Raw genomic sequence first — 23,434 nt, 5'->3', positions numbered from 1 at the left:
GTGTCAAAAAATTGTTGAAACCATCCTATTACACCGTTCGTATGTAGGGTATAGGCTAACTAGGAGGTGGAATAATGGAAGGTTTATTTGGAATTGTCATCTTATTTGCGCTAGTGATTGGAATTGGGTCCCTCGTTTACATCATCAAATCGTTAATCGATATGTGGAAAGAATATGCTGCGACGAAAAACGAGACGATCTTGCTCTTGTTCATCTTGAACATCATCGGATTCTTCTTGTCCGGAGCGCTCATCTCCATGATTGTCGCCATCATCTTCTATTGGAATCGCTCGAAGTCGATGCGCCTTCTTGGAATCATTCTCTTGATTGCCGGACCGGTTCTCTTCATCGTGTTTGCTATCAGCGCCTTCACTCTGTTTGATACACAGATGATGGATTGGCAACAGATGGAGTACGAAATGAATCTATAATCAAAAAATCCCGAAGGCTCAGCCTTCGGGATTTTCTTATTGTTGATGGAACGGATTGTTCAAATCGCCCGGGTCGACAGGATCGACCGGGTCAGCCGGTTCCACTTTATCTTCATCGAGGAATGTGGATGGCGTATAGACCGAACCGTGCTCCAAATCGATTGTACCGGTACGCGTCCCCGCCTCGACTTCGATACGAGGGGTTTGACCGCGACCCGATAAGAATTCCAGACGACGCTGTGCGACGTCCTTGCGGTCACGGATGATTTCGAGCTCATCAAGCAAGCAATGCAGACCACCGAAATTCGTCTCGAGCTCCCCTTCGACCTCGACGCCGTGTGGTAACACGAGTCGAATGTTCCCGGCGAGTGACGCGAGTTCAAACTTCGCAGGACGAGCTGTCGCCAGTTCCGCGCGGATGTTTCCGTTCCCGGTCTTGAGGGAAGCTTTATCGTACTTCCCACCGACGATGACGGCACCGTTTCCGGTCCGAACGTGAACGAGTTCCGCTTCGACACCTTCGACCTCGACCGTCCCATTACCAGTGTTCAGTAATAGTTCGGATGCATGCACGTCATGGAGCACGACACGCCCGTTTGCGGTTTGCACACGAACGTTCTCAACATCGAGACCATCGGCACGGACTTCACCGTTCAACGTTTGAACAAGAAGATGGTTGAAATGGTGGTGCGGGACGTACAGTTCCACGTGGGCCCGGACGAGTTTATCACGGAGCGAAACGACGAGACGATCACCAATGACAGAGTGCTTAACCGCAGACTGTAACTGTTCGAGCGCCTTATCCGCATCTTGTTGGCGAAGCGGACGACCCGTGACAATCAGTTCACAATCTTCGGCATCAGACGAAACAATCGTCGCCGACGCGTTGAACAGGTCGAGCGAGATATCGCTACCTGTGAACGGGAACGACTTCGAATACGTCACTTCCGGACCAAAGTTCGAGCTGAATGAGAAGTCGCTGTCGCGAAGTTTCGTCACGAGCCCTTCCACTGCAGATGTCAGTTTCGTTGTGAGCGATTCAACCGAATAGGCATCGACCTTTTCTGTATCCTGTCGCTCTTCAAGCGCTTGAACCTGTTCCGGTTCAAGTCGCTCGAGACGTTCGAGTTGCGTCATCGCCTCCTCGATCGTCATCTTGCCTTCCTTCACTTGCTGGAGAATCAGTTCACGCATTTCTTGTTTCACGTTCGTTTTCCCCCTTCAATTTGGTTGCACGTCAATTACCTTCCCGTTTCTCACCATTTCTATACTTATTTCTTTTTTCCTGCTTTCGGTTTCACTCGGGCTGCATCTCGTTCGAGAACCGGCTTCAAATACTTACCGGTATACGAGCCTGACACTTCCGCGACTTCTTCTGGTGTCCCCGTTGCGACGATGAGTCCGCCACCATCTCCACCCTCTGGTCCGAGGTCAATCAAATAATCGGCCGACTTGATGACATCGAGGTTATGCTCGATGACGAGCACCGTGTCCCCGTTCTCGACAAGACGTTGCAACACTTTCAACAAGCGCGCGATGTCGTCGACGTGAAGACCGGTCGTCGGTTCGTCCAGAATATAAATCGTTTTCCCGGTCGACCGTTTATGAAGTTCCGAAGCGAGTTTGACACGCTGGGCTTCCCCACCCGAAAGTTCCGTCGCCGGCTGACCGAGTTTCATATAGCCAAGACCGACGTCATAAATCGTTTGAATCTTCCGCTTGATTTTCGGAATCTTGTCAAAGAATTCGAGTCCTTCCTCAATCGTCATATCAAGGACGTCTGCGATCGTCTTTCCTTTGTACTTCACTTCGAGCGTTTCACGATTATAGCGTTTCCCGTGACAGACCTCACACGGAACGTAGACGTCAGGAAGGAAGTGCATCTCGATTTTGATGATCCCATCCCCACGACATGCTTCACAGCGCCCGCCTTTAACGTTGAAACTGAAACGTCCCTTCTTATAGCCGCGCATCTTCGCTTCATTCGTCGAGGCGAAGACGTCACGAATATCATCAAAGACACCCGTATACGTGGCCGGGTTCGAACGAGGGGTCCGTCCAATCGGGGATTGGTCGATATCGATGACCTTATCGATATGCTCAAGTCCTTCAATCTTCTTGTGCTTGCCTGGCTTCGCTTTGGCCCGGTTCATATTGTGCGCGAGCGATTTGTAGAGAATCTCATTGATGAGGGTCGATTTACCCGATCCCGAGACCCCTGTTACGGCAACGAACATCCCGAGTGGAATGGAAACGTCGACGTCTTTTAGATTGTTCTCTTCTGCTTTGACGATCTTTAAGAAACGTTCGTCTGGCATCTTCCGTTCAGCCGGAAGTGGGATGAACTTCTTCCCGGCAAGATATTGACCGGTGAGCGAGTTTTTATTTTTCATCAATTGTTTCGGTGTCCCGGCTGCGATGACCTGTCCGCCATGTTCTCCTGCGCCTGGTCCGATATCGATCAAGTAGTCGGCTTCCATCATCGTGTCCTCGTCATGCTCGACGACGATGAGCGTGTTTCCGATGTCCCGCATCTGTTTGAGGGTCGAAATCAACCGGTCGTTATCACGTTGATGAAGACCGATGGATGGTTCGTCAAGGACATACAAGACACCCGTGAGACGAGACCCAATTTGTGTCGCGAGACGAATCCGCTGAGCCTCCCCACCCGAGAGTGTTCCAGCGGCACGAGAGAGCGTCAAGTAGTCGAGACCGACGTTATTCAAAAAACTGAGTCGTTCCCGAATCTCTTGGAGGATGAGACGGGCGATGGCGATCTCTTTCTCGCTCAACTGCTCGTTGAGTCCTTCAAAGAACGCGAGTGCGTTCACGACCGATTTCTCCGTCACTTGCCCGACATGCTGACCCGTGATCTTGACGGCGAGCGACTCTTCTTTTAAGCGATAGCCGTGACATGTCGGACACGCATGTGTCGCCATGTACATTTCCATCTGCTCACGGATATAGTCGGATGTCGTCTCTCGGTAACGGCGCTCGATGTTACGGAGCACCCCTTCAAAGAAAATGGTATTCGTGCGCACTTGACCGAAGTCGTTCTCGTAGCGGAAGAGGAACGATTCCTCCGAAGATCCGTTCAAGACGAGGTCCTGATCACGTTTTGATAGGCGCTCGAACGGGACGTCCATGTCGATGTTGAAATGCTGGCACATCGCAGCCAAAAGTTGTGGATAGTACTGGGAACTTGTCGGTTGCCATGCGGCAATCGCCCCCTCTTTCAACGTCTTCGACGGGTCCGGGATGACGAGTTCTGGGTCGACGTCTAGTTTCGTCCCAAGACCATCACACGTCGGACATGCACCGAATGGCGAGTTGAATGAGAACATCCGAGGTTCGAGTTCGCCGATGGAGAACCCGCAGATCGGACAGGCGTGATGCTCACTGAAGAGGAGCTCGGTGCCATCCATCTTATCGATAATGACACGGCCGTCCGCAAGACGTAATGCCGTCTCGAGTGAGTCGGCGAGGCGCCCTTCGACGTCAGGTCGGACGACGAGGCGGTCGACGACGACTTCAATCGAATGCTTCTTGTTTTTATCGAGCTCAATCTCATCCGTCAATTCAATCGTTTCACCATTGACACGGACACGGACGAATCCCTCTTTCTTTAACGAGTCGAATACTTTCACGTGCGTCCCTTTCCGACCCGACACGATTGGCGCCAAAATCTGGAGTCGTGTCCGCTCCGGCAACTCCATCACCTGGTCGACCATCTGTGAAATCGTTTGACTCGAGATCTCGATGCCGTGGTTCGGACAGACCGGTTTCCCGATTCGTGCAAACAATAGACGAAGGTAATCATAAATCTCGGTCACCGTACCGACCGTCGAACGCGGGTTACGACTCGTCGTCTTCTGGTCAATCGAGATGGCCGGGCTAAGTCCTTCAATCGTATCGACGTCTGGCTTATCCATCTGTCCAAGGAACTGACGGGCATAGGCGGATAAGCTCTCGACGTACCGACGCTGTCCTTCCGCATAAATCGTATCGAACGCAAGTGACGATTTCCCGGAGCCGGACAAGCCCGTCAAGACGACGAGCTGGTCACGTGGGATATCGATGTCAATATTTTTTAAATTGTTGACGCGTGCCCCTTTGATGACAATCGCATTTTTCTTTTCAGCCATTTAATTCCCTACCTTCAACTCCAAGATTAAGTCACGCAATTCGGCCGCGCGTTCGAACTGGAGATCGCGTGCCGCTTGCTTCATTTCTTCTTCCAACTTGGCAATCGCCGCCTCGCGTTCGGCCGGCTTCATCGTACTGAGCGATTCGAGTGCTTCCTCTTCCGCCTCGACCGTCGCCCGAATGACCCCTCGGACGTCTTTTCGAATCGTCTGCGGTGTGATGCCATGTTCTTCATTATAAGCCTGTTGAATCGACCGACGACGATCCGTCTCTTCGATGGCACGCGCCATCGAATCGGTCATCTTGTCCGCGAACAAGATGACATGTCCGTTCGCGTTACGCGCCGCTCGTCCAATCGTCTGGATGAGCGAACGATCGGAACGAAGGAATCCTTCCTTATCGGCATCGAGAATCGTCACGAGGCTGACCTCTGGAATGTCAAGACCCTCCCGCAACAAGTTGATTCCGACGAGCACGTCATATTTACCGAGACGAAGGTCACGAATGATTTCGATTCGCTCGAGCGTCTTGATTTCGGAGTGCATATAGTTGACCTTGATTCCCGCTTCGCGTAAGTAATCGGATAGGTCCTCTGCCATCTTCTTCGTGAGCGTCGTCACGAGCACGCGCTCGTCGCGCTTGATGCGTTCGCGAATCTGATCCATCAAGTAGTCAATCTGACCTTTGATTGGATGAATCTCGATTGTCGGATCAAGTAACCCGGTCGGACGGATGATTTGCTCAATCATGTTCGGCGTATGTTCGAGTTCGTACGGACCTGGTGTCGCCGAGATGAAAATCGCTTGTGAGACTTTCTTCTCGAACTCATCGAACTTGAGCGGGCGGTTATCCTTCGCCGAAGGGAGACGGAAGCCGTGGTCGACGAGCACTTGTTTCCGTGCCTGATCCCCGTTGTACATCCCGCGTACTTGCGGGAGCGTCACGTGCGACTCATCAGCGACGAGTAAAAAATCTTCCGGGAAGTAATCGATTAACGTGTACGGGGTTGAACCTTCAGGCATCAAGTTCAAGTGTCGCGAATAGTTCTCGATTCCTGAACAATACCCCATCTCACGCATCATTTCCAAATCGTAATGCGTTCGTTGCTCGAGTCGTTGCGCTTCTAAGAGCTTCCCTTCTTCGCGGAACTTCTCAAGTTGTTCCTCAAGTTCCGCTTCGATGTTGACGATTGCCTTTTGCAATTTTTCGTCGCGTGTGACGAAGTGGGATGCCGGGAAGATGGCGACGTGATCACGGTCTGCGATGATTTCACCCGTCAACGGATCCATCTCACGGATGCGGTCGATCTCGTCTCCGAAGAACTCGATGCGCATGCAGTGTTCGTCACGCGATGCTGGGAAGATCTCGACGACGTCCCCGCGGACACGGAAACGTCCACGCTGGAAATCGATATCGTTTCGTTCATATTGAATGTCGATGAGTTTACGTAACATCTCGTCACGTCCCATCTCTTTCCCGACGCGAAGGCTCAAGACGAGGCTCCGATATTCTTCCGGGTTACCGAGACCATAAATACAGGAGACAGATGAGACGATGATGACGTCATCGCGCTCAAAGAGAGCCGACGTCGCCGAGTGACGCAGCTTATCGATTTCATCATTGATTGAAGCATCCTTCTCAATGAACGTATCCGTCGACGGCACGTACGCTTCCGGTTGATAATAGTCATAGTAACTGACGAAGTACTCGACCGCGTTGTTCGGGAAGAACTCTTTGAACTCCGAGTAGAGCTGACCGGCGAGCGTCTTGTTATGGGCGAGGACGAGTGTCGGCTTCTTTACTTCTTGAATGACGTTCGAGACGGTAAACGTTTTACCCGTACCCGTTGCACCGAGGAGCGTCTGATACCGGTCACCTCGATTTACACCTTCGACAAGCTGTCGAATCGCTTCAGGCTGGTCGCCTCCTGGTTGAAATTCAGATTGTAATGCAAACGGAATCGATTCCATAAGATACTCCTCACCTTCTCATTTCATAAGTGTCTTGATTATACCATAGACACGAACAAATATTCGCTTATTAGCTTGTAGGTTAATTCATTTTATTTCTTTTTTCATTCAATCCATTGTTCATTTCTTTTTCCTTTACTGTCTCAAAAGAAACATCTTGTTCCATCCAAATCATCACATCAAGATTTCAACAGAATCACTTTTGTGGCATAAAGCATTACACTTTTCAGATTGGACTATGTCCCTAGTAAATTGGAATGCTTGAAATATCCGAAAAAAACATCCACTTCGTGAACGTTTCGCTCTGCTTCTTAACTCTTTTGTGAAGTTTACAGCTGTAAATGTGAACATTTGTAGGAAAAAAGTAGGATTTTTTAAAAACACTGTTTTAAAACGCTTACATTTTGGGCATATAATGAAGTGGTAAGTCAAATTGCATAAGGGAGAAAGGGGAGTATCACATGTCAGCATTTGTCAGTGAAATTATTGGTACGATGCTATTGATTCTGCTCGGTAACGGTGTCGTCGCCGGCGTCGTCCTCCGCCATTCCAAAGCGGAAAACTCTGGCTGGATTGTCATCACAATGGGTTGGGGTCTTGCCGTTATGGTCGGGGTCTACGCAGCCGGAATTTACGGAGGCGCTCACATCAACCCTGCCGTCACGATTGGTCTCGCGACAGCAGGCGAATTCCCATGGGCTGATGTCCCACTTTACATCCTCGCTCAGTTTATTGGAGCCATCATCGGGGCATGTTTGGTTTATGTCCACTACAAGCCGCACTATGATGCGACAGACGATCCTGGTTTAAAACTGGCGACGTTCTCGACAGCTCCAGGTATTCGAAGCACGCCGTACAACTTGATTGGTGAGATTATCGGAACATTCGTCCTTGTCTTTGCATTGTTGTCATTCGGGGCAAACACATTCGCAGACGGACTCAATCCACTCATCGTTGGTTTCTTGATTGTATCGATTGGTCTTTCGCTCGGTGGTACGACGGGATATGCGATCAACCCGGCACGTGACCTTGGGCCACGTATCGCACACGCATTCCTTCCAATTAAAGGAAAAGGATCTTCAGATTGGGGTTATTCATGGATCCCGGTCGTCGGTCCGATTATCGGTGCGATTATTGCCGCACTCATCTACGGTATTCTCGTCCCTTAACACATAATTTTGAAGGAGGAAATCACATATGGCGAAAGAAAAACGTTATATTTTAGCATTGGACCAAGGAACGACAAGTTCACGGGCAATCATCTTTGATCATGATGGAAAAATTGTCACAGTCGCACAGCGCGAATTCAAACAATACTTCCCAAAACCAGGCTGGGTCGAGCACAACGCCAATGAGATTTGGGGTTCTGTCCTCGCCGTTATGGCGGAAGCGTTCGGTTCTGCTGATATCGACCCGAATGAGATTGCCGGAATCGGGATCACGAACCAACGTGAAACAGCTGTCGTTTGGGAAAAGGAAACAGGACGCCCTGTCTATAACGCCGTCGTCTGGCAATCCCGTCAAACCGCCGACATCTGTGAAGAGCTGAAAGCAGCCGGTCATTCCGATATGGTCCGCGACAAAACAGGTCTCCTCATCGATGCCTACTTCTCAGGAACGAAAGTCAAATGGATTCTTGACAACGTCGAGGGTGCACGTGAAAAAGCTGAGAACGGCGAACTCCTCTTCGGGACAATCGACACGTGGCTCATCTGGAAACTCTCTGGTGGAAAAGCACACGTAACCGATTACTCGAACGCATCGCGTACACTCATGTACAACATCTACGAGCAGAAGTGGGATGACGAGTTACTCGAGATCTTGACAGTGCCTAAATCAATGCTTCCTGAAGTCAAACCGTCAAGTGAAGTCTATGCGAACACGATTCCATACCACTTCTTCGGATTCGAAGTCCCGATTGCCGGAGCTGCAGGTGACCAACAGGCCGCCTTGTTCGGACAAACTTGCTTCGAAAAAGGTGAGGCGAAAAACACGTATGGAACAGGTTGTTTCATGCTCATGAACACGGGAGAAGAAGCCGTCAAATCTGATCACGGTCTCTTGACGACAATCGCTTGGGGCTATAACGGGAAAGTAGAATACGCGCTCGAAGGTTCAATCTTCGTCGCCGGTTCGGCGATCCAGTGGCTCCGTGACGGATTGCGGATGTTGAAATCAGCGAAAGACTCGGAACAGTATGCGACACGGATTGAATCAACTGACGGTGTCTACGTCGTTCCTGCCTTCGTCGGTCTCGGTGCACCGTATTGGAACTCGGACGTCCGTGGTGCCATCTTCGGTCTCACACGTGGGACAGAGAAAGAACAGATGGTCCGGGCGACAATCGAGTCACTCGCTTACCAGACACGTGACGTCCTCACGTCGATGGAGAATGACTCAGGCATCAACTTGAAGACGCTTCGCGTCGACGGTGGGGCCGTCAGTAACAACTTCCTCATGCAGTTCCAATCGGACATTCTCAACGTCCCGGTCGAGCGTCCTGAAGTGAGTGAAACGACTGCACTCGGTGCCGCCTACTTGGCAGGTCTCGCCGTTGGATTCTGGAAAGACCAAGCCGAAGTCAAAGAACAGTGGAAACTCGACAAGAAATTCGATCCAAACATGGATGAGTCTCATCGCGAAGCCCTCTACAAAGGATGGCAACACGCTGTCGAAGCCACAATGGCATTCAAGCCTTCAAAACTTGATGTATAAGACGAACGGGCATCCTCACGGGTGCCCTTTTTGTATGCAAAAAAGAGTACCCATGACGGATACTCTTACAGTTTACGTAAGCGAACTCTCGGGCTCGTTGGTTCCCCGACGAACAAAATTCCGAGCTCATGTGGATCGGTCTCATACATCGCTCGTTGAACGAATCGGATATCCCCGTTCAGATTCAATACTTCCAGTTTGATGTACGGCTTATGTTGCTGGAGCGCCTCATAAAAACTATGCCCTCCTGTGATGACCGTCCCGTTGACTTTATAGATCGATTCACCCGGGATGAGCTGCATCGTCTCCCCAGGTGAGTTCGGTAACGTGTCGACGATGACCGCCCCACGGTTTCCATTGATGAAAACGGGTGTCGTTCCCCGATTCTCGCGTTTGATCCATTGTAAGCCGAGCTCATAGAGGACGAATAGCGTCAATACTACATAGTCGACATATGGAATCTCAAACGCATATGAGAGGCCGAATAAACCGAGAGCGATCAAAGCGAGTATGGCACGATAATTGCTCAATCGTGCGAGAAGCGTTCCTGGTAAGGCGCCGGTCGACAATAAACTGACCCCGATGGGAATCGGAAGAATGATGGGCACCATCGGCCAGTCGAGACCGAACATCGGTGGCACGAAGACGACGAGCGGGAAAAACCAAATCCGTTTGACGACATGCCCTCCGATAAACTGCCCCCGTTTCGACAAGATCAAGGTCGGGGATGTCTCTTTTGGTCCGTTCCAACGCAAGAGAATCGCTTCCGCAAGGGTGACGAGGCCGAATGTGAGCGCATAGACCGTCCAATCGACCTGAGCGAGTGCTGCTACCCAATCACGAAGCGCCCCATATGCGACAACATCGCGTAACAAGACGACCCCGAACAACACGAGAAGAGGCAGCACCGGATTAAAGAATCGCGGATGCATCGTCAAGACGACGAGCGTATAGAGAATCGTGAACGAGACGGCCCACTCAAACGTGATGGTCGTCTCGAGTAAAATCGTCACGGCCGATGAGAGGACCGCTAACAGAAGACTCGGCCAGATGAAATGTCTCCATTCCGACTTCGGTGAGCGACGTCTCGAACGGAACATGGCCCGTTCTCGCTTGACCCGTGTCAGCGATATGTATGTAAGGGCGACGAGTGTCACCCAAAACAGCGGACTACCTAACAACGTCAATAAAGCCGTAACACCCATTCGTACAACTTCCACGCGGTCCAACCCTTTCTTTCATACAACGTTATTTTGCGGCTTCTTCAAGCGCACGATTCAATTGGGCGTCATTCGCCTCATCTTGAATCGCTTCGAGCAACTTCGCTTCGAGTGCAGAGGCTGTCTCTTCATCGACAGTTCCAGAAGCCTCGAGACCATTGTCTGTCTGGAATGCTTTCACGGCGTTCGCCATCGTGTCCCCGTAATATCCCGGCTGACCGCCTGGCTCATAGCCGATTCCAGTTAAAATTTTATGCAAGTTCGAGACGGCGTCACCGTAATCTCCGACTTGGAGCGACTCTTCTTCTGTCAGGACACGGGTCACGTTGAAGAAGTCCGGTTGCTCCACTTCAATGTCCGGCTCAATGCCCTTCTTGTTAATCCAATTTCCGTCCGGTGTGAGCCACTTGCTCGTCGTCAATTTCAAGTTACTGCCGTCCTCTAAGTCGAACGCCGTCTGGACGACACCTTTTCCGAACGTCTTCGTCCCGATGATGGTCGCGCCTGCTCCTTCTTTCATCGCACCAGTCAAAATCTCAGATGCCGAGGCAGAACCCTCATCCGTCAAGACAAACAGGTCATACGGTTTCGCTTCACGAGCGCGACCGTTTTGTGCATCACGGTCACCGTCCGCATTCTCGATTTGGACGACCGGTTTTGATGTCGGGACGAACCCTTCCGACATCTCGATGACGGCAGGCAAGAGACCTCCCGGATTTCCACGAACATCGATGATCAAGCTATCGATTTCTTCTGACTCGAGTTGCTCGAGTTGTTCGAGGAATTCATCAGCCGTCGGTTCTGAGAATTGGGTGACTTGGAGATACCCAATCTTTTTACCGTCTTTCTCTTTCACTTCAGAGAAGACCGTCTCGATTGGAATCGTGTCACGTATGATCTCGTAGTCCGCCGTCTGACTTCCACGGCGAATCGTCAATGTGACGGTCGTCCCTTTTTCTCCTCGAATCAATTGGACGGCCTCCTGTACATCCATCCCTTCAATCGACTCCCCGTCGACCGCTGTGATGATGTCACCAGGACGAAGTCCAGCCTCTTCGGCCGGAGCGCCTTTGATCGGAGCGACAATTAAGATGTCCTCTCCTTTCTTCTCCAAAGTCGCGCCGATTCCTTCAAAACTCGATTCAATCGAGTCCGTAAATTGTGACGTTTCTTCCGCATCCAAGAAATCCGAATACGGGTCGTTCAGCGCTGCGGTCATCCCGTCGAGCGCACCGGTCAATAAATCGTCTTCTGAGATGTCCTGTAACGAATGTTCTTCAATCAAATCACGTACTTGGTCGACTTTATCCCAGCCTTCCGCATTCGTTTGAATGGGAAGCGATGTGTCTGTAAACGCCATCGTCGCAAGGCCTGCACCGGCCCCAGCCACGAACGTTGTGCCAGCGAGTAGTCCTGCGGTTGAATTTTTCACGGGTTGGTCCCTCATTTCTCTTTGTAAGTCTTTTCATTAGTATAGCAAAAACTAGAGGAAAAGCGGACGCGTTCCACATATTTGGGACGCGTCCGCTTCTGTCAGTATCCAATATACGGGGCCGGGTCAATTGCGTTCGGCTGTCCCGGTGCCCATTTCCCTCGGTGTAACTCAAAATGAAGATGGGGTCCCGTCGACCAGCCGGTATTGCCAAGCGTTCCGACCGTCTGTCCCGCCGCCACTTGTTGACCGGCTCCGACTGTGATCGCATTTAAATGGGCATAGACGGTCGTCCAAATCTCACCGTTGATGACATGCGAAACGAAGACGACATTTCCATACCCGGTCGCCGGTGCCGCCTTGATGACGACACCTGGTGCGCTTGACACGATTGGTGTTCCAGACGCATTGACGAGATCAATGCCCTTGTGAATCTCCGGCACACCTGTCAACGGGTTGTCTCGTGGACCGAACGGACTAGACACATAACCGGACACAGGACGAACGAATCCCGTGGACGTGGACACATTCGTCGGTGTTTCGGTTGGTGCGGTCACTTCTGGTGCCTCCTCGACCTCCGACTCACGGGCTTCCGCTTCTGCTCGCTCTTCAGCGGCACGCGCCTCAGCTTCACGTTTGGCACGTTCCGCTGCCTCTGCGGCTTCTCGTTCGGCAGTCGCAATCGCCTCTAGTTGTTCACTGATGATGCGGTTCTGTTCAGCCATGACCGCCTGCTCTTCACTGCGCGTCATCTTTTCGAGCTCGAGCTGCTCTACTTGTTCGTTCAGTTCAACCAACAGGTCACGTTTCTTCTCGGCCGTCCGGTCAAGGTCTTGCTTGGTGATGACGAGCTCGCGCTCTTTTTGCTTGATGAAAGAGAGCTGGGTACGTTGTGTCGACTCGAGCGACTCCAAACGTTCCATCTCACTCATATAATTATGTATGAGCTCCCGGTCCTGTTCAGCGATCGTGCGGGCCGTCATAGCCCGTGTCACGAAGTCGCCGAAGGAACGGGACTCAAAAATGACTTGTAAATAGGAAGTGTCTTCATGTACTTGCAAAACGCGAAGGCGCTCGTTCACGAGTTCCTTCTGGCTTTCCAAGTATTCTTCCTGAACGGAAAGTTGTTGGCGGGTCGACTCGAGTTCTGCCCGGGCTGTATCGACCTCATGCTGCTGAATGGCGATTTGTTCGCTCAATTCATTCAACCGGTCGTCGACGACGTGTATTTCCGTCTTCACGGCATCACGCTCTGCCTCGGTGATCTCGAGTTCGGCATCCGTCTCGGCCTGCGCTTTTTTCGACTCCTCCAACTCATTGGACAGTCGATCTTGTCGAGCTTTCAACGTGTCTTTCTCTGTCGCCATGACCGGCATGGCAAGTAACGATACACACAACCCTAGCGCAAGCGAACGTTTCATCCGCCAACTCCTCCTTATTTAAGTTAGATTTTCAAGAAACGACCGAGCGATGTCGTCGATCCCCAGATTCCGATGAACGCACCGAGTGCAAGTAAAACAAGCGATACTTGGACTGTTAGCGTCGATGGATCAATCAACTTAAATATATCACTATTCAATTGATCAAGCGATGGTTGTAAAGCACTATATGCAACGTCATATCCGAAATAAATGACAAGAATCGGGACGAGAGCCCCAAGCATTCCAAGGAGCAATCCTTCGATAAAGAACGGCCAGCGGATAAAGCTGTTTTTCGCTCCGACGAGTCGCATGATTTCAATCTCACGGCGACGCGAGAAGATTGTCATTTTAATCGTATTTGAGATCAAGAACATCGCCATCAATGTCAAACCGACAATCAACGCGAGTCCACCGATGCGAATCCCGTTGAAGAAAGCAAACATTTTATCGATGTAGTCTTTTCCGTATTTCACATCGTCCACATTATCGAGTGAACCGACCGATTTGGCCACTTCCTCTAGTTCTGTCGGGTCTTGTGCTTTGACGATATAGCGAGCGTGGAGCGGGTTATCTTTTTCGACCGTTCCGTATGCAGCCGCATCATCGCCGAGCTGGTCTTGGAACTTCGCTAGCTCATCTTCTTTTGAACTGAACGTGACCGTCGAGACGCCCGGCACCTGTTCAATGTTCTCTCCGAGTTTCTCAACCGAGTTCTCATCCGCTGTACGAGTGATGAACACTTGAATCTCGACATCATTTTCGACGTTATCTGAAATTTCATTGATGTTGAACATGACGAGTGCGAATACACCGACAAGTAGCAACGTAATGGTCACGGCACTAATCGCCGCGAACGACATCCATCCATTCCGAAGTGTTCCTTTGAACCCTTCACGCAAATGGCGCAATCCAGTCTTAAATATCATAGCCATATGCTCCTTTCTCTTCATCGCGCACGACTTTCCCGTTCTCAATCGCGATGACGCGGTGACGAATCTTATCGACGATGTCACGGTTGTGTGTTGCCATGACGATTGTCGCTCCGCGGCGGTGAATCTCTTCAAACACTTCCATGATGCCCCATGCTGTTTCCGGGTCTAAGTTCCCTGTCGGCTCATCGGCGATGATCAATTTTGGCTTATTGACGATTGCACGAGCAATCGAGACACGTTGTTGTTCTCCACCTGATAGTTCGTCCGGATAGTTGCGCGCCTTGTTCTTCAATCCGACAAGGTTCAACACATCCATGACTTGTTTCCGAATCGAAGACGTATCCGCTCCTACAACTTCTAATGCGAACGCTACGTTCTCATATACCGTAAGTGACGGCAACAATTTGAAGTCTTGGAAGATAACGCCGAGTTGACGGCGTAGCTTCGGAACGTGTCGGTCTTTAATTTTCCCGACATCGAGTCCGTCAATCAACAATTGACCGGCTGTCGGCTTCTCCTCACGATAAATCATCTTCATGAACGTCGACTTTCCGGCACCGGAAGGCCCGACGACATAAAGGAACTCGCCGTCGCGAATCTCTAGATCGAGGTCATCCATGGCGACGACGCCGTTCGGATATACTTTACTGACTTTTTGCATCGAGATCATAACGTATTCCCTACCCTTTTTAAATTATTTTTAAGCATCTATGACGAATTTGAATCAATTATTTTAGTTACTGTATATTTCGCCTAGAGTCTTTTTTACAGGAAACGGCTCCCTCTGTCAAGGTGTCGCTTTTTTATGTTAGCCTGGTCAAAAAATCATCTAGGGCATATGTTGAAGCGACTACAATTATATCAATCCGACTTTTAAAACACCATTACAGGATTGTTTCAGTTCGATTGAGTTCGATGTGAAAATGTCGCGAAGAAACTCGCTTTCTTATTCCCCAAGAGAATATTGAAACCGCACTTCGAAAGGGTGCTCCCTAAGGAACACCCTTCACCAATACGCCACATTTAATCGTGTGGTTTTTCTTTCAATGCATCAAACGGCGACTTTTTCCGTTTCCGATACTTGATATGAATCGTTGAGGATTCATAGTCATCGGAAGCCCGGATATCCCGACTCGATACGCGGACGAATGACCAAGCAAGAAGGAACATGATGAAGATAAGCGGGAATCCACCGACGATACTCGCTGTCTGGAGCGTCTCTAGTCCGCCGAGGAACATGAGCGTGAGCGGCATGATAGCAAGCGCGAACGCCCAAAAGAGACGGTTCCAGACAATCGGCTCATCCTCGACATGTTTTTGCGTGACCGATGCCAAGATGTATGATGATGAATCGAACGTTGTCGCCAAAAAGATAATGGCAAGAAGCGTAAAGACGCCGATGACGACTTTCCCGAAAGGCAATTGGCCGATGATGGCGATGATTGTAGGTGCCGGGCCATTCGCCGCCATGTACCCGACAACATCGAACGTCCCACTTAGATGAAGGTAGAGCCCGTAGTTTCCGAGAATCCCAAAGAACAAGATGCATCCGAGCGTTCCGTACACCATCGTCCCAAAGATCATATTCCGAATCGTACGACCGCGTGAGATACGGGCGACGAACAATCCGACGAATGGTGCATAGACAAGCCACCATGCCCAATAGAACACCGTCCACGATTCCGGGAACCCGGTCGATGTGAAGCCACCGAAGTCACCGAACGGTTCCATCCACGTTGCCATCCGGAAAAAGTTATCCATGACGATTCCGACTCCATTGAACGTCGTCTCCATAATGAATCGAGTCGGACCAAAGATAAGCACGAACGTCAAAATCCCAAGGGCGAGCCAGATGTTCAAGTCACTGAGTACTTTGATGCCACCCTTCAGTCCAATGTAAGAACTGATGGCGAAGATGACCGTACAAATCAACATGATGACGGCCTGCATCCCGAGCGTGACGGGAATCCCTGTCAGTTCGTTGACCCCTTCGGCAATCATCGGGGTACCGAGGGCGAGCGTCGTCCCGGCACCACCTAATAATCCAAAGATAAATAAGATATCAATCAATTTACCGAGGGGTCCATCTGCCCATTTTCCGATAACGGGGCGTACCGCTTCACTTACCTTTAAGACGGATTTCTTACGGACGTAAAAGAAATAAGCGATCGGCAGTGCCGGTAACGTATAGATTGCCCAAGCGATCGGTCCCCAGTGGAACATCCCATATGCTGTCGACCATTGAATCGCTTCCGGTGACTCCGGTGTCAGCCCGAACGGCGGACCTTCATAGTAATAGACCCATTCGATGACGGACCAATAGAGGATGCTGGACCCGATGCCGGCAGCAAATAACATCGCCGCCCAAGAGAATGTACTAAATTCGGGTTCTTCATCTTCACGACCTAATTTGATATGACCATTCTTACTGAAGGCAATGAAAATCAAAAATCCGAACGCACCTAAGCCCATTGCTAAGTACAACATGCCGAAGTTAGAGGTCATGTATTCGTTCGCCGCACCGACCCACGCTTTACCGGTCTCTGGGAAGAAGATGAGCGGTAACGTCACCCCTAACAGTAATACAAACGAGCCGATAAAGGTCGGCCAGTCAATCAGTTTCGTCTTCAATTGTCATCACTCCATTTCCACTATGTCTCACGTTACCTTAACAATATTTCCCCAAGCCCTAACACCCAAAACAAAAAAGCATGAGGTGTGTTCCACCTCATGCTGTCGAATCTTATTTTTTCTCAGCGAGCCAAGCAGCGACCGCTGTGATTTCTTCGTCTTTTTCAATGACGTTCGCAGGCATCGCGCCTTGACCGTTTCGAATGACGTTTTCAATCTCTTCTGCCGACAGACGAGCACCGACTTGCTCGAGTGACGGGCCACTCATTCCTTCAAGGTTCGCACCGTGACATGCCGCACAGTTTTGTGCGTATACCGCTTCCGCGTCAACCGATGCCGTGTTCGAGCCCGAATCCCCGTTGCTCGATGTATCCTCTTCTTCACCGCCGCCACATGCGCCGAGTGTCAGCATGGCGCCGAGGCCGATGGCCATCATCCATTTTTTCATAACCACGTTCCCCTCCTAAGTTGTAGAAATGACCTACATTTACCATTATAGCCGTTAACGTATGCTTTCTAACCTAATCTCACGAAAAGTACACAAAGATTCCACAACTTACGGTACGTTGATGTAACGCTTATCGGACGTAAACCCTTGTCCTAGCACCTCATGTGCCTCACTGAAGACAAGGAATGCCTCCGGGTCGAGCCGACGGATGATTTCCTTCAATCGACTCACTTCGCTCTGACGGACAACAATCATGAGCATCGGACGGTCGAGACGTGAGTATGCTCCGATTGCTTGGATCTCTGTCGCACCACGGTCAAGCTCCTCGAAGACGGCCCGGACGATGAAGTCTCGCTTCTCCGAGATGACGTAAGCCATCTTGTCCTGTGTGAACCCGAGCTGGACGAAGTCGATCATCTTGACCGTGATGAATAATGCGATGAGTGCATAGAGCCCGGTCGTGAACGAGAACGTCAAGGCCGCGGTCAAGACGACCATGCCATCGAGGATGGCGATACAGAGATAGAGCGGGATGTGCGTGAACTTATGTAAGATCTGAGCGATCAAGTCCATTCCCCCTGTCGAGGCGCGTCCACGGAAGATGAGTCCGAGTCCGACACCGACGCCGACACCACCGAAGATGGCCGCGAGGAGCGTATCGTCCACAGCCGCACCGGCATCGATCGCCTCATAGAAAAGAATGACACCCGGTAAAAAGATGGAGCCGACGAGCGACTTCACACCGAAGCCGAGGCCGAGGATGGCCCACCCGATAATCAGAAGTAACACGTTCGCCACGAGCTGGAACGCCCCCGGCGAGATGCCGAACAGTTCATAAGTGATGACCGAGATCCCGCTCACCCCGCCTGATGCCAGATTGTTTGGCAACAGAAATAAGCTGAAGGCCGAGGCGACGAACACTGAGCCGGTCAACAAATACAGATAGTCTTTGACGATTTGCTTCATTAAAGAAAGTCTCCTTTACACACAACATGGCCCAAAGACAGGTGTCTTTGAGCCACATGCATCACATATTTGTTTTACGAAGGTAGGCATCGATGAACGGCATGACGTCGCCGTCCATGACGCCACTCGTGTTCCCGACTTCATGGTTCGTCCGGTGGTCTTTGACCATCGAATACGGGTGGAAGACATACGAACGGATTTGGCTACCCCAACCGATGTCCGTCTTCTCCCCACGGATCTCGTCGAGTTTTCGTTGCTGCTCGTCGAGTTCGCGTTGGTACAATTTCGCTTTCAACATCTTCATCGCCGACTCACGGTTCTTGATCTGTGAGCGCTCGGTCTGACACGAAACGACGACGCCCGTCGGCACGTGCGTGATCCGGACGGCAGAGTCCGTCGTGTTGATGTGCTGACCGCCGGCACCTGATGCACGGTACGTGTCGATACGGAGGTCTTCTGTCCGTACTTCGATCTCGATGTCGTCATCGAATTCCGGCATGACGTCACATGACACGAACGACGTATGACGACGGCCAGACGAGTCGAATGGCGAGATGCGGACCAAGCGGTGAATCCCTTTCTCCGCCTTCAAGTAGCCGTATGCGTTATGACCGACGATGCGGAGCGTGACCGACTTGACGCCCGCCTCTTCACCCGGGAGGTAATCGACCGTCTCGACTTTCCAGCCTTGTTTGTCAGCGAAACGTTGATACATCCGAAGGAGCATCGATGCCCAGTCCTGTGACTCGGTACCGCCCGCACCCGGGTGCAATTCGAGGATGGCGTTGTTCGCATCGTACGGTCCGTTCAAGAGGATCTCGAGTTCGAAGTCATCAAACTCCTTCTTGAGCGCTTGAATCGATTCCCCGAGCTCTTCTTGCATCTCGGCGTCCGGCTCTTCCTTGATGAGTTCGAGCGTCACTTCGCCGTCCTCATGTTGGTTCGCGAGGTCTTGATACTTGTCGACCATCGCCTTGAGACCGTTTGACTCGTCGATGACTTTTTGTGCCTTCTCCTGGTTGTCCCAGAAGTCAGGATACGTCATCTCGTTCTCGAGCTCGGCGATACGTGCCTCTTTCTCTGTCAAGTTGAGAGACGCTCTGTAATTCTCGAGGCGTTTCGCCATCGCCTCTAGTTCGTTCCGAATATCTGAAATTTCCATAGTGTGATTCACCTTTCCGTAGGAAAGAGGCGAGCGGACCCGCCTCTTCAATAATTAAGCCTGTTGTCTACCGTGACAGTTCTTGAACTTCTTACCAGAACCGCACCAGCACGGGTCGTTCCGGCCGATGCTGTCTTCTTTCGAACGACGGACCGGCTTCTTCTTGACCGGTGCATCGCTCTTGCCTGATACGGCGACTTCCTCTTCGACGACTTTCTCGCGTCGGAGGTTGTCCCCGACTTCGGCACGAAGAACAAAGCCTGTCACTTCTTCTGAGATCGCCGCGTTCATCGCGTCGAACATGTTAATCCCTTCCGCTTGATACTCACGAAGCGGATCGTTCTGTCCGTAGGCGCGGAGATGAATCCCTTGGCGCAACTGGTCCATATGGTCGATATGGGACATCCAGTGCGAGTCGACGGCACGGAGCACGATAATCTTCTCAAACTCGTTGAAGCGTTCCGGTGGCGCGAGTTCACGTTTCGCCTCGTACTGCTCGTTCACGCGCTCCATGAGAAGCTCGATGATTTCTTCACGCTCTTTGCCGTAGAAGTCTTTGCCTTCGACCGTCTTCTCGAGCGCGAGCGTCTGGTTGGCCCAGTGCGCGAGCTCGTCGATGTTCCATTCTTCCGGTACGAGTTCGATCGGCGTGTATTGACCGACACCGAGTTCGACCGTCTGTGCCATCATCGAACGGACGATATCCGTGACCGACTCGTTCTCGAGGATGCTCGAGCGGTCCTTGTACATGACCTTCCGTTGGTCCGCCATGACGTTGTCATAACCGAGAAGCTGCTTCCGCGCATCGTAGTTGTTTCCTTCGACACGTTTTTGCGCTGATTCGACCGCTTTCGAGACCATGCGGCTCTCAATCGGTTGCGTGTCATCCATCCCGAGACGCTCCATCATGCTTTGGAGGCTATCCGTTCCGAAGCGACGCATGAGCTCATCTTCGAGTGATAAGTAGAACTGGGATTTACCCGGGTCCCCTTGACGGCCCGCACGACCACGTAGCTGGTTATCGATTCGGCGTGATTCGTGACGCTCTGTCCCGATGATGTAAAGACCACCGAGGTCGATGACACCTTCTCCGAGCTTGATGTCGGTACCACGACCGGCCATGTTCGTCGCAATCGTGACGGAACCTTTTTGACCGGCGTTCTCGATGATTTCCGCCTCACGCGCGTGGTTCTTCGCGTTTAAGACATCGTGACGAATCTTCTTCTTCGTCAAAAGCTTGCTCAAGTATTCAGATGTCTCGACGGCGACCGTACCGACGAGGATCGGTTGTCCCGTCGCGTGAACTGCCGAAATCTCTTCCACGACGGCTTTGAACTTGCCTTCCATCGATTTGAAGATGAGGTCTGCCTTGTCATCCCGGAGAATCGGTTTGTTCGTCGGAATCGTCACGACTTGCATGTTGTAGATGTTACGGAACTCTTCTTCCTCTGTCTTCGCTGTACCGGTCATCCCGGCAAGTTTCTCGTACATCCGGAAGTAGTTCTGATACGTGATTGTGGCGAGCGTCATCGATTCGCGTTGAATCTCGACACCTTCTTTCGCCTCGATTGCCTGGTGAAGACCTTCCGAGTAGCGGCGTCCGTCCATGACACGACCCGTGAATTGGTCGATGATCATGACTTGCCCCTCACGTACCATATAGTCGATATCGTGATGCATGACCGCGTTTGCACGAAGGGCGAGCCCGACGTGGTGGTTGACGGCGACGTGCTCGATTGCGAACAGGTTGTCGATGCCGAAGAACTTCTCGGCGAGGTCGACCCCTTGGTCCGTCAAGAGGACCGACTTCGTCTTCACGTCGACCGTGTAATCGTCTTCCTCTTTCAACGTACGGACGAACGCATCCGCGCGCGTGTAGAGTTCAGTCGACTTTTGAGCCGATCCTGAGATGATGAGCGGAGTACGCGCCTCATCGACGAGGATTGAGTCGACTTCATCGACAATCGTGTAGTAGAGCTCACGTTGAACACGGTCTTCTTTATAAAGGACCATGTTGTCACGGAGGTAATCGAATCCGAGCTCGTTGTTCGTCGAGTACGTGATATCACAATTATAGGCCGCTTGTTTCTCGACACGGTCCATGTTCGACACGTTGAGGCCGACTGAAAGACCGAGTGCGAAGTAGAGCGGCTCCATGAGTTCTTTATCTCGTTTCGCCAAATATTCGTTGACCGTTACGACGTGTACGCCACGGCCAGTGAGCGCGTTCAAGTAGACAGGAAGTGTCGCGACGAGCGTCTTCCCTTCACCGGTTTTCATTTCGGCGATGTCGCCGTTATGGAGCACATAGCCCCCGATGAGCTGGACACGGTAATGACGCATCCCGAGCACACGCTCCGATGCCTCACGACAGACCGCGAACGCCTCCGGCAAGAGATCGTCAAGTGTCTCGCCTTTTGCCAGACGTTCCCGGAACTCTTCCGTCTTCGCCTGAAGCTGTTCGTCGGACAATGCTTTGATTGGTTCGGCGAACGACTCGATCAAGTCGGCCGCTTTCTCTGCTTTTTTCAACATTCGTTTCTGTGGAGCAAATAACTCTTTCAAAAAGTTCGCCATACTCATATCTCCTCTGCACTCACTAAAAAATGCATGTTTTTTCCCTAATGTACAGTTTAACCGAAGTGGTGCCACCTTTCAAGGAAAGGCAAAAGGAAACGACCCCCCGAAGCCGGGAGGTCGTGTAGTGTCAAGTTTATTATTCAGGTTCGATCAAGCCGTACTTCCCATCTTTACGACGGTAGACGACGTTCGTGTTGCCCGTTTCTGCGTCTGAGAAGACGAAGAAGCTGTGACCGAGCATATCCATTTGAAGAATCGCCTCTTCCGTGTCCATCGGTTTCAACGTGAAGCGTTTCGTCCGCACGAGTTCGAGTTCTGCCTCGTCCTCATCGTAGACGGCCGGTGTATCATCAGGTCCTTCTAAAGACTTGAAGTACTCGCCGACGCCACCTTCTTTCCCGCGTCCTTTACGGTTGAGTTTCGTTTTGTGTTTACGGATTTGACGTTCCAATTTATCGACGACGAGGTCGATTGCCGCATACATGTCGAGGTTGATGTCCTCAGCACGGAGCAACAAGTTCGGCATCGGGATCGTCACTTCCACTTTTTGTTTCTCGTTATACACTTTCAAGTTGACGTAAGCCGTCTGTGCATCCGTAGGAGTTGTGAAATACCGAGTCAACTTCTCCAGCTTTTTCTCGACATAGTCTTTGATTGCTGGTGTGACCTCAATGTTTTCGCCGCGAATGTTATAAATCATCTGAACTCCTCCTTAGAAATAACCGCTTGAACCAATGATTCGTCGAACGAGACGGAATCTCCTGCTTCATTTCTTAAAAAAGAAAGGGGAACCAGGTGGCTCACTCATATTATACCCCGAAAACGCTGCGATTGAAAACGTTATCATCAGAAAATAATGACAATTTTGTTCCGAATTCAACATTTCCTAGAACGAGCGAAAGGTATAGAAAGAAAATACCCATTCCACTCATTTTTAAACGCCTTTTTTTATTATGTAGAAAAAATAAAAGCCGACTCCCAAGGGAGCCGGCTTCGTGGTTTGAAATTATAATTTTACAACGTTAGCCGCTTGTGGGCCACGCTCGCCATCAACGATTTCAAACTCTACATCTTGACCTTCGTCAAGTGATTTGTAGCCTTCAGATTGGATTGCTGAGAAGTGTACGAACACGTCTTTGCCGCCTTCAACTTCGATGAATCCAAAACCTTTTTCTGAGTTAAACCATTTTACTTTACCTACCATGTGTAAATCCATTCCTTTCACCATTGGAGAATACAGAGGATTGTCCTCTACGGCTAATCTTACCACCTTCTTGTAAGCGTGACAAATACTTTCTCAAATATTTGTAAACGTTTCGTCATTTGGCTTTCATTGGAATTATATTTCCCTACTTTTCATATTGTCTTGTTGAATTTACA

At 50.8% G+C, this 23,434-nt stretch carries 18 protein-coding genes; 3 read left to right on the top strand and 15 right to left on the bottom strand.

Annotated features, from left to right (window positions below; all coding sequences use genetic code 11):
* Positions 1-74: 74 nt before the first annotated feature.
* Positions 75-431 (top strand): hypothetical protein, encoded by a 357-nt coding sequence (locus KNO79_RS03435; protein ID WP_012726930.1) that lies wholly within the window; start codon positions 75-77, stop codon positions 429-431.
* A 36-nt stretch (positions 432-467) separates the two neighbouring features.
* Here KNO79_RS03435 and KNO79_RS03430 read toward each other — a convergent pair whose 3' ends face one another.
* The 3 genes from KNO79_RS03430 to uvrB form a co-directional block, all read right to left on the bottom strand.
* The gene (locus KNO79_RS03430; protein WP_012726931.1) at positions 468-1,637 is read right to left on the bottom strand and encodes a DUF4097 family beta strand repeat-containing protein; all 1,170 of its coding nucleotides are present in this window, start codon (positions 1,635-1,637) and stop codon (positions 468-470) included.
* A 65-nt stretch (positions 1,638-1,702) separates the two neighbouring features.
* Positions 1,703-4,576: an excinuclease ABC subunit UvrA gene (gene uvrA, locus KNO79_RS03425; RefSeq protein WP_047795081.1), complete on the bottom strand. Its 2,874-nt coding sequence runs from the start codon at positions 4,574-4,576 to the stop codon at positions 1,703-1,705.
* Positions 4,577-6,547 (bottom strand): excinuclease ABC subunit UvrB, encoded by a 1,971-nt coding sequence (gene uvrB, locus KNO79_RS03420; protein WP_214690650.1) that lies wholly within the window; start codon positions 6,545-6,547, stop codon positions 4,577-4,579.
* 461 nt (positions 6,548-7,008) lie between these two features.
* Here uvrB and KNO79_RS03415 point away from each other — a divergent pair, with 461 nt between their 5' ends.
* Positions 7,009-7,716, top strand: a complete 708-nt coding sequence (locus tag KNO79_RS03415) for an MIP/aquaporin family protein (RefSeq protein WP_047795079.1) — start codon at positions 7,009-7,011, stop codon at positions 7,714-7,716.
* A 28-nt stretch (positions 7,717-7,744) separates the two neighbouring features.
* Positions 7,745-9,262 (top strand): glycerol kinase GlpK, encoded by a 1,518-nt coding sequence (glpK, locus tag KNO79_RS03410; protein ID WP_047795078.1) that lies wholly within the window; start codon positions 7,745-7,747, stop codon positions 9,260-9,262.
* Between the two features lie 65 nt (positions 9,263-9,327).
* Here glpK and KNO79_RS03405 read toward each other — a convergent pair whose 3' ends face one another.
* The 12 genes from KNO79_RS03405 to cspD all read right to left on the bottom strand — a co-directional run bounded on the left by KNO79_RS03405 (position 9,328) and on the right by cspD (position 23,258).
* Positions 9,328-10,482, bottom strand: coding sequence for a PDZ domain-containing protein (locus KNO79_RS03405; RefSeq protein WP_308162657.1), 1,155 nt, complete (start codon positions 10,480-10,482; stop codon positions 9,328-9,330).
* A gap of 28 nt (positions 10,483-10,510) precedes the next feature.
* Positions 10,511-11,914: a S41 family peptidase gene (locus KNO79_RS03400; protein ID WP_047795076.1), complete on the bottom strand. Its 1,404-nt coding sequence runs from the start codon at positions 11,912-11,914 to the stop codon at positions 10,511-10,513.
* Between the two features lie 101 nt (positions 11,915-12,015).
* Positions 12,016-13,335, bottom strand: a complete 1,320-nt coding sequence (locus KNO79_RS03395; protein WP_047795075.1) for a murein hydrolase activator EnvC family protein — start codon at positions 13,333-13,335, stop codon at positions 12,016-12,018.
* A 23-nt stretch (positions 13,336-13,358) separates the two neighbouring features.
* Complete coding sequence (gene ftsX / locus KNO79_RS03390; RefSeq protein ID WP_031422854.1) at positions 13,359-14,261, bottom strand: permease-like cell division protein FtsX; 903 nt, start codon at positions 14,259-14,261, stop codon at positions 13,359-13,361.
* A complete protein-coding gene (gene ftsE, locus KNO79_RS03385) occupies positions 14,251-14,937 on the bottom strand; it encodes a cell division ATP-binding protein FtsE (protein ID WP_047795074.1) in 687 nt (228 codons plus the stop codon). Before ftsE ends, ftsX begins: the two co-directional genes overlap by 11 nt.
* A gap of 353 nt (positions 14,938-15,290) precedes the next feature.
* Entirely contained in the window at positions 15,291-16,898 is a 1,608-nt protein-coding gene (locus tag KNO79_RS03380; protein ID WP_159562643.1) for a BCCT family transporter, read from the bottom strand.
* Between the two features lie 112 nt (positions 16,899-17,010).
* Entirely contained in the window at positions 17,011-17,346 is a 336-nt protein-coding gene (gene cccB / locus KNO79_RS03375) for a cytochrome c551 (RefSeq protein WP_031422851.1), read from the bottom strand.
* A gap of 108 nt (positions 17,347-17,454) precedes the next feature.
* A complete protein-coding gene (locus KNO79_RS03370) occupies positions 17,455-18,312 on the bottom strand; it encodes a YitT family protein (RefSeq protein WP_214690649.1) in 858 nt (285 codons plus the stop codon).
* 61 nt (positions 18,313-18,373) lie between these two features.
* Entirely contained in the window at positions 18,374-19,474 is a 1,101-nt protein-coding gene (gene prfB, locus KNO79_RS03365; protein WP_035387837.1) for a peptide chain release factor 2, read from the bottom strand.
* A 54-nt stretch (positions 19,475-19,528) separates the two neighbouring features.
* The gene (gene secA, locus KNO79_RS03360) at positions 19,529-22,051 is read right to left on the bottom strand and encodes a preprotein translocase subunit SecA (protein ID WP_159562644.1); all 2,523 of its coding nucleotides are present in this window, start codon (positions 22,049-22,051) and stop codon (positions 19,529-19,531) included.
* A gap of 139 nt (positions 22,052-22,190) precedes the next feature.
* A complete protein-coding gene (gene hpf / locus KNO79_RS03355; RefSeq protein WP_012726945.1) occupies positions 22,191-22,754 on the bottom strand; it encodes a ribosome hibernation-promoting factor, HPF/YfiA family in 564 nt (187 codons plus the stop codon).
* A gap of 306 nt (positions 22,755-23,060) precedes the next feature.
* A complete protein-coding gene (gene cspD / locus KNO79_RS03350; RefSeq protein WP_012726946.1) occupies positions 23,061-23,258 on the bottom strand; it encodes a cold-shock protein CspD in 198 nt (65 codons plus the stop codon).
* Positions 23,259-23,434 lie beyond the last annotated feature (176 nt).

It is taken from the genome of Exiguobacterium sp. s43, from assembly GCF_018617255.1.
In the GTDB taxonomy this organism is placed as follows: Bacteria; Bacillota; Bacilli; order Exiguobacteriales; family Exiguobacteriaceae; genus Exiguobacterium; species Exiguobacterium profundum.
The sequence above is the reverse complement of the archived record's forward strand: the minus strand, read 5'-3'. Positions and strand labels throughout refer to the sequence as shown.

Excerpts from the sequence above, each read along its gene's own strand:
- KNO79_RS03435 (WP_012726930.1), top strand. The coding sequence starts at position 75 with ATGGAAGGTTTATTTGGAATTGTCATCTTATTTGCGCTAGTGATTGGA.
- uvrA (WP_047795081.1), bottom strand. The coding sequence starts at position 4,576 with ATGGCTGAAAAGAAAAATGCGATTGTCATCAAAGGGGCACGCGTCAAC.
- uvrB (WP_214690650.1), bottom strand. The coding sequence starts at position 6,547 with ATGGAATCGATTCCGTTTGCATTACAATCTGAATTTCAACCAGGAGGC.
- KNO79_RS03415 (WP_047795079.1), top strand. The coding sequence starts at position 7,009 with ATGTCAGCATTTGTCAGTGAAATTATTGGTACGATGCTATTGATTCTG.
- glpK (WP_047795078.1), top strand. The coding sequence starts at position 7,745 with ATGGCGAAAGAAAAACGTTATATTTTAGCATTGGACCAAGGAACGACA.
- KNO79_RS03395 (WP_047795075.1), bottom strand. The coding sequence starts at position 13,335 with ATGAAACGTTCGCTTGCGCTAGGGTTGTGTGTATCGTTACTTGCCATG.
- ftsX (WP_031422854.1), bottom strand. The coding sequence starts at position 14,261 with ATGATATTTAAGACTGGATTGCGCCATTTGCGTGAAGGGTTCAAAGGA.
- ftsE (WP_047795074.1), bottom strand. The coding sequence starts at position 14,937 with ATGATCTCGATGCAAAAAGTCAGTAAAGTATATCCGAACGGCGTCGTC.
- cccB (WP_031422851.1), bottom strand. The coding sequence starts at position 17,346 with ATGAAAAAATGGATGATGGCCATCGGCCTCGGCGCCATGCTGACACTC.
- KNO79_RS03370 (WP_214690649.1), bottom strand. The coding sequence starts at position 18,312 with ATGAAGCAAATCGTCAAAGACTATCTGTATTTGTTGACCGGCTCAGTG.
- prfB (WP_035387837.1), bottom strand. The coding sequence starts at position 19,474 with ATGGAAATTTCAGATATTCGGAACGAACTAGAGGCGATGGCGAAACGC.
- secA (WP_159562644.1), bottom strand. The coding sequence starts at position 22,051 with ATGGCGAACTTTTTGAAAGAGTTATTTGCTCCACAGAAACGAATGTTG.
- hpf (WP_012726945.1), bottom strand. The coding sequence starts at position 22,754 with ATGATTTATAACATTCGCGGCGAAAACATTGAGGTCACACCAGCAATC.
- cspD (WP_012726946.1), bottom strand. The coding sequence starts at position 23,258 with ATGGTAGGTAAAGTAAAATGGTTTAACTCAGAAAAAGGTTTTGGATTC.